Origin of the sequence: Microbacterium sp. AZCO (assembly GCF_039614715.1) — a bacterium.
GTDB lineage: Bacteria > Actinomycetota > Actinomycetes > Actinomycetales > Microbacteriaceae > Microbacterium.
Map to the genome: position 1 here is coordinate 2,537,098 of NZ_CP154857.1, position 14,286 is coordinate 2,551,383.

Below are 14,286 nucleotides of genomic sequence, written 5' to 3' on the forward strand. Positions count from 1 at the left end.
GGTCAGCCGATGAAGGCCCAGCAGAGGAACGCGCCGTAGGCGATCGACGTCAGCGACGTGAGGGCGAGGGCGACGAGCAGCTCCTTCGGCAGGCGGTACGTCCAGACGATCAGGATCGCCGGCAGCGCCGCGAGCAGGGCCAGCAGCGTCAGCCACGCGATCGGGTAGAACAGCGCGATGAAGACCGCGATGCCGAACGCGACGGCGATGAACGCCGTGAAGAGCCACTGGGTCGCGCGGCGTCCGATGAGCACCGTCAGCGTGCGCTTGCGGGCGGCACGGTCCTGGTCGATGTCGCGCAGGTTGTTGGCGAGCAGCACGGCGCACGCGAGGAGACCCGCGGCGACGGCCCCGAGCCAGGCCTCCTGCGGAACGGCGAGCGCCTGCACGTAGGTCGTGCCGGCCGTCGCGACGAGCCCGAAGAAGACGAACACGAAGAGCTCGCCCAGGCCGTAGTAGCCGTAGGGGCGCTTGCCGCCTGTGTAGAACCAGGCCGCGAGGATGCAGACGGCGCCGACCACCAGCATCCACCACTGCTGCGTCCTGATGACGATCGCAAGGCCCGCGAGCGCGGCGATCGCGAAGAACGCGAACGCGACGAAGAGCACCGTGCGGGGCTTGGCTTTGCGCGATGCGGTGAGTCGGGCGGGGCCGACGCGGTGGTCGTCGGTGCCGCGGATGCCGTCGCTGTAGTCGTTGGCGTAGTTGACGCCGATCTGCAGGCTCACCGACACGATCAGGCAGAAGAGCGCGATGACCCAGTGGAACTGCACATCGACGAGGTGCGCCGCGCCCGTGCCGATGAGCACGGGCGTGACGGCGAGGGGCAGGGTGCGCAGGCGCGCGGCGCCGATCCAGTCGCGCGCCGTCGCCTTCTCGACGCGGCGCGGGTCGCGGGACTCGTTCGTCTTCTGCGGGTTCCCGCGCGACGGCTGCCGGTTCGGGCTCGTGCGCTTGCGGTTCTTGCTGGGGGTGCCTGCCACGAGGGGACATCATAGAGGCACCGTTCATGAGCGTCGCGCAAGGCCTGGGCGAGGCGCTCCGGCCGGCGTCATGATGGCGGGATGCTGACCGTGGGAACCGTCGTCCTGACCGTCGAAGACATCCCCCGGGCCGGCGCGTTCTGGCGCGCCGCCCTCGGATACGTCAACCGCCGGGAGCCGACCGACGACTGGGTCGTGCTCGATCCGCCGTACAAGACCGACCAGCTCGCGCCGGGCGCGAGCATCGCGCTGTCGGTCACGGGCTACCCGCAGCACTATCCGCCGCGGATCCACCTCGACATCTACGCGGACGACCAGGCCGCCGGGGTGGAGCGTCTGCTGGGCCTCGGCGCCCGCGAGGTCGATTGGCACGACTACCCCGAGGACGCCGACTGGATCGTGCTGGAGGACACCGAGGGCAACCGCTTCTGCGTCGTGGACAAGTCGGCGGAGCACGCGAAGGCCGAGAACTGACCGCCGTCAGTGCAGAGCGGTGACCGCGCGGCGGATCGCCTCTCGGTCGGGCTTGCCCGAGGGCAGCGTCGCGAGCTCGTCGACCAGCACGAGCCGGGTCGGCCGCGCGTGCGCGCCGATCTCCGCCGCGACGGCGGAGCGCGCCTCCTCGAGTTGCACCGACTCGCTGCGGCGCAGCGCCTCGCCACGGGAGGCGACGACGACGGATGCCTCGCCCCACCGCTCGTCGGGCACGCCGATGACGACCGCGCCGGACAGGCCCGGCACGGACCGCACGATCCGCTCGACCCGGTCGAGGGAGATGTTGATCCCGCCCGAGACGATGACGTTGTCGATGCGCCCCTTGACGCGCAGGATGCCGTCTTCGATGATCCCGGCGTCGCCCGTGCGGTACCAGCGGCGGCCGTGGTCGTCGACGCGGAAGACCGCCTCGGTCCCGTCCGTGTCGCCGAGATAGCCGTCGGCGAGCGTCGGCCCCGCGAGCTGCACCTCGCCGTCGAGGATGCGGATGCCCACGCCGTCGAGCGGGCGCCCGTCGTAGACGCAGCCCCCGCTCGTCTCGGTCGAGCCGTACGTGCGGACGATGCGCGCGCCGACCTCGTGCGCACGCTCGAGCACGACGGGAGGGAGAGCCTGACCTCCGACCAGGATCGCCTCGAACGACCGGATCGCCGCGGCCACCGAGCGGTCGCCCTCCGCGGCATCCAGCAGCCTCGACAGCTGCGCCGGCACGAGCGACGTGTACGTGGGAACGCGGACGCCGCCCCGGCTCGACACCATCGTGAGCGCCAGCGCCGTGAACGACTGCGGCGTGAACGCACCGCTCAGGATCGCCGGCTCGCGATCGGCGACGATCGAGCGCACGAGCACCTGGAGGCCCGCGACGTAGCTCGCCGGAAGCGCGAGGAGCCACGCGCCCTCGCCGACCCGCGCGAAGGTGGCGAGCGCGCTCGCGGTGAGGGCGTCGCGGCTCAGGATGACGCTCTTCGGAACGCCCGTCGAGCCCGACGTCGTCACGACGACGGCGGTTCCCGCGCGGACGGCGCCCGGGACCGCCCGCACCATCCCGAGCCCGAGGGCCGGTCCTGCGCCGTGGATGGCGGAGCGGAGCCCCCGCAGGATCTCGCGGGGGTCGTCACCGACGACCGGTTCGAGCCTCATGCCGTGCACGAACTCCTCACGATCGGCCGCCTGGCCGGCGACACGCCGAGCCGGAGAGGCCGCATGGCGCGAGATTGCGGAGTTGGTGCCATGGCGCGGGTCAGTACTGCCAGGGGTACGCAGCCCAGTCGGGCTCGCGCTTCTCGAGGAACGCGTCGCGGCCCTCGACCGCCTCGTCGGTGCCGTAGGCGAGACGCGTGGCCTCGCCCGCGAAGACCTGCTGGCCGACGAGGCCGTCGTCGACGGCGTTGAACGCGAACTTCAGCATGCGGATCGCCGTCGGCGACTTCGTCAGGATCGTGCGGGCCATCGCGACCGCCTCGCGCTCGAGGTCGGCGTGCGGCACGACGCGGTTGACGGCGCCCATCTCGTACGCTCGCTGGGCTGAGTACTCCTCGGCGAGGAAGAAGACCTCGCGCGCGAACTTCTGGCCGATCTGGCGGGCGAAGTACGCCGAGCCGTAGCCGGCGTCGAAGCTGCCGACGTCGGCATCCGTCTGCTTGAAGCGGCCGTGCTCGCGCGAGGCGATCGTGAGGTCGCACACGACGTGCAGCGAGTGCCCGCCGCCGGCGGCCCACCCCGGCACGACCGCGATGACGACCTTCGGCATGAACCGGATGAGGCGCTGCACCTCGAGGATGTGCAGGCGACCGGCGCGCGCCGGGTCGACGACGGCGTCGGGAGAATCGGAGTACTTGTAGCCGTCGCGCCCGCGGATGCGCTGGTCGCCGCCCGAGCAGAACGCCCAGCCGCCGTCCTTCGGGCTCGGGCCGTTGCCCGTCACGAGCACGACGCCGATCTTCGGGTCCTGGCGTGCCGCGTCGAGCGCCCGGTAAAGCTCGTCGACCGTGTGCGGGCGGAACGCGTTGCGCACCTCGGGCCGGTCGAAGGCGATGCGGGCGATGCGCCCGTCCGTCGACACGTGCGCGGTGATGTCGGTGTACCCCTCGGCGCCGGGCGCCGGCCGCCACTCCGCCTTGTCGAACAGCTCGGAAACGCTCACCGCGCCAGCCTACGGCGACCCGGTCGCGGTCGGTGTCATACGGCAGGACGCCGACCGGACAGGACCCTAGCCTGGAGGGGTGACTTCTTCGCTCCGCGCCTTCGCCGCGACCTCCGCCGCCGTCCTCCTGCTCGCTCTGACCGCCTGCTCGCAGACTCCGACCGAGACGGCCGGGCCGTCAGCATCCCCCTCCGCCTCGGTGTCGGGCGACTGCGCGGGCGTCACGATCGTCGTCGACGCGAGCGCGCTCGAGCTCGGTGAGGACGACCCGTCGCAGGCGACGTGCATCCCGACCGCCACGGCGATCGCCGCGAGCGACGCGCTTGCGCAGGCCGACGTGACGACCGAAGGCACGAAGCAGTACGGCGATCAGGTGGTGTGCCGCGTCAACGGCGTCCCCGCCGCGGATCTCGCCATCAAGAACCCCGACGGCACCGACTACTTCGAGCAGTGCGAGTCGATGCCCGCCGCGTTCGCCTACTGGTCGCTGTGGGTCGAGCCGAAGGGCGGCGCATGGGAGTACGCACAGGAGGGCCTGTCGACCCTGCAGCTTCAGCCCGGCGAGAGCCTCGCGCTGCTCTTCAGCCTCAACGGCACCCCCGCCTCCCCGACCGCGACGCCGTGACCCGATGACCCTTCGACCCGGACCCCTGCGCGCCGCCGCGGCTCTTGCCGCGACGTTCGTGGCGGTCCGGGTCGTCTATCGCGTCCTCTTCCACGGCGCCGACGGCTCCGGCGCCGTGCTGCTCGCGCTGCCGTCGGTGCGGCTGCCTCCGCCGTTCGCTCACGTCGTGCTGCTCGGCCCCGTGACGACGGACGGACTGAGGGATGCCGCGGCGAGCGCGCTCCCGATCGCGCTGACGATCCTCGCCTTCGGTGTGCTCAACGCCCTCGTCGACCTTCCTCGGCTCTTCGTCCGCGGCGCACGGCGCGGCCCGCTGAGCGGCATCGCGCGCGCCGTCGCGATCGCGTGGGCGACCCTCCCCTCGCTCGCCGACGCCGGGCGGGCGGTTCGGTTCGCCCAGCGCCTGCGCGGCGAGCGCGCGGGGGTGCGGATGCTGGCGCCCCTGCTGCAGCGGACGCTCGAGCGCGCGGGAGGCATAGCGGCGGCGCTCGAACTGCGCGGGCTCGCGGGGCGGGCGCTCGACGGCGACTGCCTCGAGCCGGCCACGGCGGAGGATGTGTCGATCGGCTTCGGCTCGGCCCCCGTCGTGCGGGTCGGGACGCTGGCGCTCGGCACCAAATCGCTGACCCTCGTCTCGGGACCGACCGGCTCGGGCAAGTCGACGCTGCTGCGCGCCCTCTCGGGCCTGCACACTCACGTCGACGGCGGGTGGGTCGACGGGGCGCTTCAGGTCGCCGGACACCCGCGCACGGCCGTGCCGCCGCGCGACCTCTCGCGGCTCGTCGGGGTCGTGCCGCAGCATCCCCGCGAGGCGTTCGCGACGGAGCTCGTGCGCGACGAGATCGGGCTCGCACTCGAACTGCGCGGCGTCGCGCGGACGATCGTCGCGGCGCGCGTCGCCGAGGTCGCCGCTCGGGTGGGGATCGAGCCGCTGCTCGACCGGCCGACCCGCGGGCTCTCCGCGGGCGAGGCGACGCTCGTCGCCCTCGCGGCGGCCGTGGTCGAGCGGCCGATCGTGCTCCTCGTCGACGAGCCCTTCGCCGACCTCGACTCTCGCGCCCGTGCGCGCGTGGCGGCGCTGCTCGACGCACTCGCGCACGAGGCCGGGATGTGCGTCGTCGTCGCGGAGCACCGCGTGGCGGGGCTCGTCGCCATGGCCGATGTGCGGCTCCGCATCCGGAATGGCGTCCTCGTCGACGGAGTGGTCGCGCCGGCCGTCGCGCTGTCCGTGGCGCCGGCCGTGGCGCCGGACGCCCCCGTCGTGCTGCGCGCGGAGGGGGTGACGGTGCGCCACCGGGGCGTCGTGGCGGTGGATGCCGCGATCCTGTCGCTCCGCGCCGGCGAGCTCGTCGCGCTCGTCGGGCCGAACGGCGCGGGCAAGTCGACCCTGCTCGCGGCGCTCACGGGAGACCCGCGCGTGACGGCCGAGGGTCGCGTGGCCCTCGTACCCGATGCCTCCGACGACCTCTTCGTGTCCGATTCCGTGGCGGCGGAGTGCCGGCGCGCCGACCGCCGATCGACGGCGAGGACGGCCACGCGCTTCGCCCGCTTCCTGGGTCTGGATCCGGACAGCCGGGAGTTCGCCGCGCGCCTGGCGCGGCATCCCCGTGACCTGTCCGTGGGCGAGCGACGGTGCCTCGCGCTCGCGATCCAGCTTGCCGGGTCGCCCACGACGCTCCTCGTCGACGAGCCCACCCGGGGCCTCGATCCCGACGCGCGCCGGCTCGTCTGGGCGGCGCTGACCTCGCTCGCCGCCGACGGCGCTGCCGTGCTCGTCGCCTCGCACGAGCCAGAGGTCGCGGCGGCCGCCGACCGCGTGCTCCCGATGCGTGGCGGGGTCGTGGGTGCGGTTGTGGCAGATGCGGGGGCGGCGCGGGCGCACTCGGCGATCCCCGATGCGGTGCCCGTCGATGCTCCAGGATCGCGCGGGGCGTCGCGGGAGGCGCCCGCCGACCAGAACCCGCGCGTCGACACCCTAGGGTCTCGCCGAGACCATGCGCTGCCGGCGCGGACAACGGATGGTTTCGACGAGACCCTAGGGTCGCGACGCGGTGCGAATGAGGCGCACGACGACCGGCAGCGCCCGAGACCCGGCCGGCACCGGGGCGGGCGCCTCGCCCTGGTCGCGCTCATCGCCGCGAACGTCGTCGCGCTGGGCGCGTTCTGCTGGCCGCTCGTCGCGAACGCGGTTCCCGCGGACGCGCAGGCGGCCGTGCCCGCCGCGGCGCTCGGGCTCGCTCCCCTCGCGGCGCTCGTCGTCGTCGCGACGCTCGACGGCACGGTGCGATCCGCGCACATGCTGGCGCTGCTCGGCACGCTCGCGGCGATCGGCGCGGCCGTGCGCATCGCGAGCACCGGCGTGGGCGGCGTCGAGGCCGTGTTCATCCTGCTGATCCTCGCGGGCCGCGCCTTCGGCGCACGGTTCGGGATGCTGCTGGGTATGGCGACGATCGCGCTGTCGACGCTCGTCACCGGAACGTTCGGACCGTGGACGCCGTTCCAGATGTTCGCCTGCGCCTGGGTCGGCGCGGGTGCAGGGCTCCTCCCCCGCCGCGTGTCGGCGCGCACGGAGATCGCGATGCTGTGCGTCTACGGCGTCCTCGCGTCCTACGCCTTCGGCCTCATCATGAACTTCTGGTACTGGCCGTTCGCCGTGGGGTTCGGCACCGACATCTCGTACACGCCGGGAGCCCCGCTCAGCCTCAATCTGTCGAGATTCCTGCTGTACTCGCTCGTCACGTCGACCCTCAGCTGGGATACGCTTCGGGCGATCACGACGGTGGTCGGGATCCTCGTCATCGGCCGGGCCGTGCTCAGCGCCCTCCGTCGCGCGAAGCCGCTGACCGCGGCAGCCCTCCCCTCGTCCCTCTCCCGATCGGGAGCCTCGACGCACGCGGGACGATCGCCGCTGACGTCGGCCTGACACCACTGATCCTCCGGTTCCACGACGGGATACCGCGGCCAGGCGAGAAGGGAGGGATGCCGCGGCCAGAGGCGACGGCGGGAGGGATGCCGCGGCCAAGCCCGGGAGGGATCAGACGGAGAAGTACTTCGCCTCGGGGTGGTGGAAGACGAAGGCGTCGGTCGACTGCTCGGGGTGCAGCTGCAGCTCCTCGCTGAGCTCGACGCCCATGCGCTCGGGACGGAGGAGCTCGACGACCTTGCGGCGGTCCTCCATGTCGGGGCACGCGGGGTAGCCGAGCGAGAAGCGCGCGCCGCGGTACTCGAGCTTGAACAGGCCCGCCGTGTCGGCGGGGTCCTCGTCGGCGAAGCCGAGCTCCGACCGGATGCGGGCGTGCCAGAACTCGGCGAGCGCCTCGGTCAGCTGCATGACGAGGCCGTTGAGCTCGTAGTAGTCGCGGTAGTGGTTGCCGGCGAAGAGCTCGGCCGTCACCGAGTCGATGTGGGCGCCGGCCGTGACGAGCTGCACGGGCAGCACGTCGACCTGACCGGACTCGCGCGAGCGGACGAAGTCCGAGAGGCACAGGTGCCGGTCGCGGCGCTGGCGCGGGAATGTGAAGCGCAGGCGCTCAATGCCGACGGCGCCGCCCGACCCGCCGTCGGGCGCGAGCAGCCCGGCGGGCCCGAGAAGACCGGAGGGATCGTCGCCGTGGTGCAGCACGACGAGGTCGTCGCCCTCGGACACGACCGGGAAGTAGCCGTACGCCACCGAGGGATCGAGCATCCCCTCGCCGAGAATGCGGTCGAGCCAGTAGCGCAGGCGCGGGCGACCCTCGCGCTCGACGAGCTCCTCGTACGTGAGACCGCCCTCGCCGCGCCCGGGCTTGAGACCCCACTGACCCATGAAGGTCGCGCGCTCGTCGAGGAACGCGGCGTAGTCGGCGAGCGCGACACCGCGGACGATGCGCGTACCCCAGAAGGGCGGGGCGGGAAGGGGATTGTCGGCTGCCACGTCCGACCGCTCCGGCATCGCCTCGGGCTCGGTCAGCGTGAGCTTCGACGACGCGCGGTGGATGCGCTTCTTGAGCGGCGGCAGGCCGACCTCGTCGGGCGACGCGCCGCGGGCCACCCGCACGAGCGGCTCCATGAGGGCGAGACCCTCGAACGCGTCGCGGGCGTAGCGCACCTCGCCGTCGAAGAGCGAGGCCAGATCGTCCTCGACGTAGGCCCGCGTGAGTGCGGCGCCGCCGAGGATGACCGGCCACTTCTTCGCGAGACCCCGCGACTGGAGCTCCTCGAGGTTCTCCTTCATGACGACCGTCGACTTCACGAGCAGGCCCGACATGCCGATCACGTCGGCGTCGTGCTCTTCGGCCGCGGCGATGATGTCGGCGATCGGCTGCTTGATGCCGAGGTTCACGACGTCGTAGCCGTTGTTCTTCAGGATGATGTCGACGAGGTTCTTGCCGATGTCGTGCACGTCGCCGCGGACGGTCGCGAGCACGATGCGGCCCTTGCCGGCGGCATCCGACTTCTCCATGTGGGGCTCGAGCAGCGCGACGGCGTTCTTCATGACCTCCGCCGACTGCAGCACGAACGGCAGCTGCATCTCGCCCGAGCCGAAGCGCTCGCCGACGACCTTCATGCCCTCGAGGAGGTGGACGTTGATGATGTCGAGAGCCGAGAGCCCGCCCTCGCGGGCGAGGTCGAGATCCGCCTCGAGGCCCTTCGCCTCGCCGTCGATGATGCGGCGCTCGAGGCGCTCGCCGACGGGCAGGGCCGCGAGCTCAGCGGCGCGCTGGTCGCGCAGGGCGGCCGTGTCGACCCCCGCGAAGAGGTCGAGCATGCGCGCCAGGGGGTCGTAGGTGACGGACCCGTCGGCGTCGTACTCGCGGCGGTCCCACACGAGGTCGAGCGCGACCCGGCGCTGCTCTTCGGGCACCGAGGCGAGCGGCACGATCTTGGCCGCGTCGATGATGCCCGACGAGAGGCCCGCCTCGACGGCCTCGTGCAGGAAGACCGAGTTGAGCACCATGCGCGCGGCGGGGTTGAGGCCGAACGACACGTTCGAGACGCCGAGGGTCGTGTGGATGCCGGGGTACTTCGTCGTGATGGCGCGGATGGCCTCGATCGTCTCGATCGCGTCGCGACGCGTCTCCTCCTGCCCGGTCGCGATCGGGAACGTGAGGCAGTCGACGATGATGTCGGAGACCTCGAGGCCCCACTCCCCCACGAGCGAGTCGATGAGGCGCGACGCGATGCGCACCTTCCCCTCGGCGGTGCGGGCCTGGCCGTGCTCGTCGATCGTCAGCGCCACGACGGCCGTGCCGTGCTCCTTGACGAGCGGCATGATGCGGCCGAAGCGGCTCGTGGGTCCGTCGCCGTCCTCGTAGTTGACCGAGTTGACGACGGGCCGGCCGCCGATGAGCTCGAGTCCCGCGCTGATCACGGCGGGCTCCGTCGAGTCGATGACGAGCGGAAGGGTGGATGCCGACGCGAAGCGCGAGACGATCTCACGCACGTCGGCGACCCCGTCGCGACCGACGTAGTCGACGCACACGTCGAGCAGGTGCGCGCCGACGCGGATCTGATTGCGGGCGATCTCGACGCAGTCGTCCCAGCGCTCCTCGAGCATCGCCTCGCGGAACGCCTTCGACCCGTTCGCGTTGGTGCGCTCGCCGATCGCGAGGTACGAGGCATCCTGATCGAAGGGGACGTGCTGGTAGAGGGATGCCACACCCGGCTCCTTGACCGGGTGTCGCGACTCCGCGAGCGCGAGCGGGCGGAGCCGGTCGACGACGGCCTTGAGGTGCTCGGGCGTCGTGCCGCAGCATCCACCCACCAGACCCAGGCCGAACTCGCGGACGAACTGCTCGTGCGCGTGGGCCAGCTCGTCGGGTGACAGCGGGTAGTGGGCGCCGTCGGCGGTGAGCACGGGCAGGCCGGCGTTGGGCATGCAGGCCACGGGCACGGGCGAGTGCTTCGACAGGTGCCGCAGGTGCTCGCTCATCTCGGCGGGGCCGGTGGCGCAGTTGAGGCCGATCGCGTCGACGCCGAGCGGGGCGATCGCCGTGAGCGCCGCCCCGATCTCCGAGCCCATGAGCATCGTGCCGGTCGTCTCGACCGTGACCTCGACGAAGATCGGCAGACGGATGCCTCGCGCGACGATCGCCTGACGGCAGCCGTTGATCGCGGCCTTCGTCTGGAGGAGGTCCTGCGACGTCTCGACGAGGAACGCGTCGGCGCCCCCGTCGATGAGCCCCTCGGCCTGCAGCGCGAAGGTCTGCTTGAGGTTGTCGTACGTCGTGTGGCCGAGGCTCGGGAGCTTCGTGCCGGGGCCGATCGATCCGAGCACCCAGCGCACGCGACCGTCCGCCGCTTCGGCCGCCTCGACGCGCTCGCGTGCGATGCGGGCGCCCGCCTCGGCGAGCTCGCCGATGCGGTCCTCGATGCCGTAGTCTCCGAGGTTCGACCAGTTCGCCCCGAACGTGTTGGTCTCGACGGCGTCGATCCCGACCGCGAGGTAGTCGTCGTGGATCGCCGCGATCATGTCGGGGCGCGAGACGTTGAGGATCTCGTTGCAGCCCTCGAGCTGCTGGTAGTCGTCGAGCGTCGGCTCGTACCGCTGCAGCATCGTGCCCATCGCCCCGTCGGCGATGACGACGCGGGTGGTCACGGCGTCGAGCAGCGCCTGTGCCCGCGCGGGCCGCGGCACGCCGTCGATGTCGAGGGCGAAGCGGGGGGCGGGCGCGGTGCTCATCCGTGCGATTTTACCGAGGCGCGGGATGCCGCCTCCCGAGCGTTACGCGTTCTTGGCGTCGCGCCAGCGCAGCCACGCCCTGACGCGCTCGTAGTCGTAGTCGGGCCCGCCGAAGCCGAGCGTGAAGAGGCGCACGCCCGCGTCGTAGAGATGGTCGGCGAAATCCTCGTCGCGACGCTGCAGCTCGTTCGAGATGACGAGATTCGAGGTGTCGCGCCCCTCCTTCTCGGCCCAGCGCTCGATGACCTCGAGCTTGGCCGGCAGGCCGTCGGGGCCGACGAAGCTGTGCCAGATGTCGGCGTGACGCGCGACGAGGCGCAGGGTCTTCTGTTCGCCTGCGCCGCCGATGAGGATCGGGATGCGGCGCGTCGGGGCGGGGTTGAGCTTGTCCCAGCGCGCCTCGATGCGCGCGAGTCCGTCGGCGAGGTCGTTCAGCCGCGTGCCGGGGGTGCCGAACTCGTACCCGTACTCGTCGTAGTCGCGCTGGAACCAGCCCGCGCCGGTGCCGAAGATGAACCGGCCCTCGCCGCCGTCCTTCGCCGAGATGTGGTCGATCGTGCGGGCCATATCGGCCTGCAGGTCGGGATTGCGGTAGCTGTTGCAGTTGACCAGGGCGCCGAACTCCACCCGCTCGGTCTGCTCCGCCCACGCGCCGAGCATCGTCCAGGACTCGAAGTGCAGGCCGTCGCGGTCGCCCGAGAGCGGGTAGAAGTGGTCCCAGTTGAAGAGGATGTCGACGCCGAGGTCTTCGAGACGGAGCACGGCGTCGCGAAGCTGCGGATAGGTGACGTGCTGCGGCTGGAGCTGGACGCCCAGCCGGACTGCGGTGTCGAGGAGAGGCATGCGGATCAGCCTAGGGGCGGGACGGGATGCCGGGGGCCGCGGTGGACCCCTCGACGACCGCACCGATCGAGGGCGATGCCTCAGCGCGCGCGGCGGGCCTTGAGGAACCCGTCGATCGAGTCCCAGACCGCGACGCCGGCGAAGACGAAGCCGAGGATGACGCTCAGGATGCCGCCGACCTCGGCGCCGTCCCCGGGGATGACGGTCGGGAAGAAGTCGGTGTTGACGAGCAGCCCGTTGCTGAGCAGCCACAGCGCGGGCAGCGCGACCGCGGCATCGAGGACGAGGTTTGCGACGGCGAGTCCCGTCGTCCACCGGCCCCGCGCGAACACGGCGACGGCGAGGACCGCCTCGAGCGCCATGACGACGAACAGCCCCGTGATCCACCACGGCCAGAGCCCCGGGGCGAGGAACGACATCGTCTCGCCCCCGCCGACGGGCCAGCCCACGAAGTGATCCCAGAGCACGGCACCCGCCGCGATCACGAGGAAGACGAGCGATGCGACCATGTCGCCGAAGGTGGCGCCGGATGCCTTCGGCTCGGGGAGCCGATCCGGGGTCCAGGGGCTCGGGTCCATCGTCTCGTGGCCGGTGCGCTCGAGGATGACGAACACGAGCGTGACCCAGAAGGCGACGTGCACGACGACTGCCAGCACGACGCTGACGACGGAGCCGAGGATTTCGCCGAAGCTCGCTCCGGCGAGCGTCTGCGCGAGCGCGACCCCGAAGGCCGCGCACACGGGCACGATCGCCCACAGCAGCTTGAGCAGACGCCACCAGTCGAGGTAGTACCGCGGTCCGACGAGCCACAGCGGACGCTCGAGATAGCCCGCCGCGAGCTTGTCGGGGTCGCCGAGCTCGCTGAGGACGTCGCGCTCGGCGGTTTCGGCCGGTTCACCGGCATCCACCCGCGCGTCGATCTGGTCGGCGATCGAGGCTCGCAGCTCGGCGGACAGGTCGGCGCGCTGCTTGTCGGGCACGCTGCGCATCGCGGCGTCGATGTAGCGGTCGGTGAGGGTCGCGGTGGTCATGATCGGTCCTTGGCGGGGAGAGCGTCGATCGAGGCGGCGACGCGGGCGAAGTCGGCGGTGAGGGCATCGGCGAGGCGTGCGCCGGCGGGGCTCGTGCGATAGAACTTGCGAGGCCGCGCCTCGTCGGTGTTCCACTCGCTCACGAGGTGGCCCTGCTTCTCGAGTCGTCGCAGCAGGGGGTAGAGGGTGTTGGCGTCGGTGTCGAAGCCGCGCGCGTCGAGCTCTTCGAGCAGGCCATAGCCGTAGCCCGGAGTCTCGAGCAGCCGCAGGCAGGCCAGCACGACGGTGCCGCGGCGCAGCTCCTGCAGGTGCGTCTCGAGGGCTTCGGTCTCGGTCATGACTGACACTGTACTGTGTCTCGCACACTATAGGCAAGGGCACATTATCGGCCGACCCGATGTCCCTCGAGTTGCCCGAACAACTGGCAACTCGGCGCCTGGTTGCGCGAAGAAGTGGCAACTCGGCGCGGGGGTGGCGGCGCGGGGGTGGGCGGTGCGGAGTGGCAGGATGGCCGCATGCGCGTACCGCCCCTCGCCGAGATCCTCGCTTCGGCGCGCGTCGTCGCGCTCCCGCTCGCCACCCGCTTCCGCGGCGTCGACGTGCGTGAGGCGGTGCTCTTCGAGGGACCCGAAGGCTGGACCGAGTTCTCGCCCTTCGTCGAGTACGGCGACACGGAGGCATCCACCTGGCTCGCGGCGGCGATCGATTGGGGATGGATGCCGCAGCCGGCGCCGCTGCGTCGCGAGATCCCCGTCAACGCGACGATGCCGGCCGTCGCCGCATCCCGGGTTCCCGAGGTGCTCGCCCGCTACGACGGCTGCCGGACCGTGAAGGTCAAGGTCGCCGAGGCCGGGCAGACCCTCGCGGACGATGTGACGCGCGTGCGCGCTGTGCGCGAGGCGCTGGGCCCCGAGGGGCGCGTGCGGGTCGACGCGAACGGCGCATGGAACCTCGATGAGGCGGAGCACGCGGTGCATGCGCTCGCGGAGTTCGACCTCGAGTATGTCGAGCAGCCGTGCGCGACGATCGACGAGCTCGCCGAGCTGCGCCGGCGCGTGAAGTACATGGGCGTCCCGATCGCCGCGGACGAGAGCGTGCGCAAGGCCTCCGATCCGCTCGCGGTCGCCCGCGCGGGCGCGGCCGATCTCCTCGTCGTGAAGGCCCAGCCGCTCGGCGGGGTGGGGCGTGCGCTCGAGATCGTCGCCGAGGCGGGACTCCCGGCGGTCGTGTCGAGCGCTCTCGACACGTCGATCGGGCTCGCGATGGGCGCCGCTCTCGCCGCCGCGCTCCCCGAGCTCGAGTTCGACTGCGGCCTCGGGACGGCATCCCTGTTCCTCGGGGATGTCGCGACTCCCCCGCTCGCGCCGCGCGGCGGCGTGCTGCCCGTGGAGCGCATCGGGCCCGACGTCGCACAGCTCGACGCCCTCGCAGCACCGGAGGACCGGCGCGACTGGTGGCTCGAGCGCATCACACGGTGCCACGCCCTCCTCGAGGCGCGGGACTGA

Annotated in this window: 11 protein-coding genes; 4 read left to right on the plus strand and 7 right to left on the minus strand. The window is 72.0% G+C overall.

Annotated elements, in window-relative coordinates; all coding sequences use genetic code 11:
• Nucleotides 1–2: 2 nt before the first annotated feature.
• A complete protein-coding gene (locus tag AAIB33_RS11885; protein WP_345800166.1) occupies nucleotides 3–983 on the minus strand; it encodes a 1,4-dihydroxy-2-naphthoate polyprenyltransferase in 981 nt (326 codons plus the stop codon).
• A gap of 81 nt (nucleotides 984–1,064) precedes the next feature.
• Between AAIB33_RS11885 and AAIB33_RS11890 the strand changes: the two genes are divergently transcribed.
• Nucleotides 1,065–1,457, plus strand: a complete 393-nt coding sequence (locus tag AAIB33_RS11890) for a VOC family protein (RefSeq protein ID WP_345800167.1) — start codon at nucleotides 1,065–1,067, stop codon at nucleotides 1,455–1,457.
• A 6-nt stretch (nucleotides 1,458–1,463) separates the two neighbouring features.
• On the opposite strand, the gene AAIB33_RS11895 is transcribed toward AAIB33_RS11890, so the two are convergent.
• Together AAIB33_RS11895 and AAIB33_RS11900 are read right to left on the minus strand one after the other, a co-directional pair.
• A complete protein-coding gene (locus tag AAIB33_RS11895; protein WP_345800168.1) occupies nucleotides 1,464–2,618 on the minus strand; it encodes an AMP-binding protein in 1,155 nt (384 codons plus the stop codon).
• A gap of 100 nt (nucleotides 2,619–2,718) precedes the next feature.
• Nucleotides 2,719–3,621, minus strand: coding sequence for a 1,4-dihydroxy-2-naphthoyl-CoA synthase (locus AAIB33_RS11900; RefSeq protein ID WP_345800169.1), 903 nt, complete (start codon nucleotides 3,619–3,621; stop codon nucleotides 2,719–2,721).
• 79 nt (nucleotides 3,622–3,700) lie between these two features.
• Here AAIB33_RS11900 and AAIB33_RS11905 point away from each other — a divergent pair, with 79 nt between their 5' ends.
• A complete protein-coding gene (locus tag AAIB33_RS11905; protein WP_345800170.1) occupies nucleotides 3,701–4,246 on the plus strand; it encodes a hypothetical protein in 546 nt (181 codons plus the stop codon).
• Between the two features lie 4 nt (nucleotides 4,247–4,250).
• The gene (locus tag AAIB33_RS11910; RefSeq protein ID WP_345800171.1) at nucleotides 4,251–7,169 is read left to right on the plus strand and encodes an ATP-binding cassette domain-containing protein; all 2,919 of its coding nucleotides are present in this window, start codon (nucleotides 4,251–4,253) and stop codon (nucleotides 7,167–7,169) included.
• Nucleotides 7,170–7,280: 111 nt separating this feature from the next.
• Here the strand turns inward: AAIB33_RS11910 and metH are convergent, their stop codons facing one another.
• From metH to AAIB33_RS11930, 4 genes are all read right to left on the minus strand, one after another.
• On the minus strand, nucleotides 7,281–10,907 hold the full coding sequence (metH, locus tag AAIB33_RS11915; protein ID WP_345800172.1) for a methionine synthase: 3,627 nt from the start codon (nucleotides 10,905–10,907) through the stop codon (nucleotides 7,281–7,283).
• A 42-nt stretch (nucleotides 10,908–10,949) separates the two neighbouring features.
• On the minus strand, nucleotides 10,950–11,750 hold the full coding sequence (locus AAIB33_RS11920; RefSeq protein WP_345800173.1) for an LLM class F420-dependent oxidoreductase: 801 nt from the start codon (nucleotides 11,748–11,750) through the stop codon (nucleotides 10,950–10,952).
• 80 nt (nucleotides 11,751–11,830) lie between these two features.
• A complete protein-coding gene (locus AAIB33_RS11925; RefSeq protein WP_345800174.1) occupies nucleotides 11,831–12,781 on the minus strand; it encodes a permease prefix domain 1-containing protein in 951 nt (316 codons plus the stop codon).
• Nucleotides 12,778–13,119, minus strand: a complete 342-nt coding sequence (locus tag AAIB33_RS11930) for a helix-turn-helix transcriptional regulator (protein WP_345800175.1) — start codon at nucleotides 13,117–13,119, stop codon at nucleotides 12,778–12,780. Before AAIB33_RS11930 ends, AAIB33_RS11925 begins: the two co-directional genes overlap by 4 nt.
• A 177-nt stretch (nucleotides 13,120–13,296) precedes the next feature.
• On the opposite strand from AAIB33_RS11930, the gene AAIB33_RS11935 reads away from it, so the two are divergent.
• The gene (locus AAIB33_RS11935) at nucleotides 13,297–14,286 is read left to right on the plus strand and encodes an o-succinylbenzoate synthase (protein ID WP_345800176.1); all 990 of its coding nucleotides are present in this window, start codon (nucleotides 13,297–13,299) and stop codon (nucleotides 14,284–14,286) included.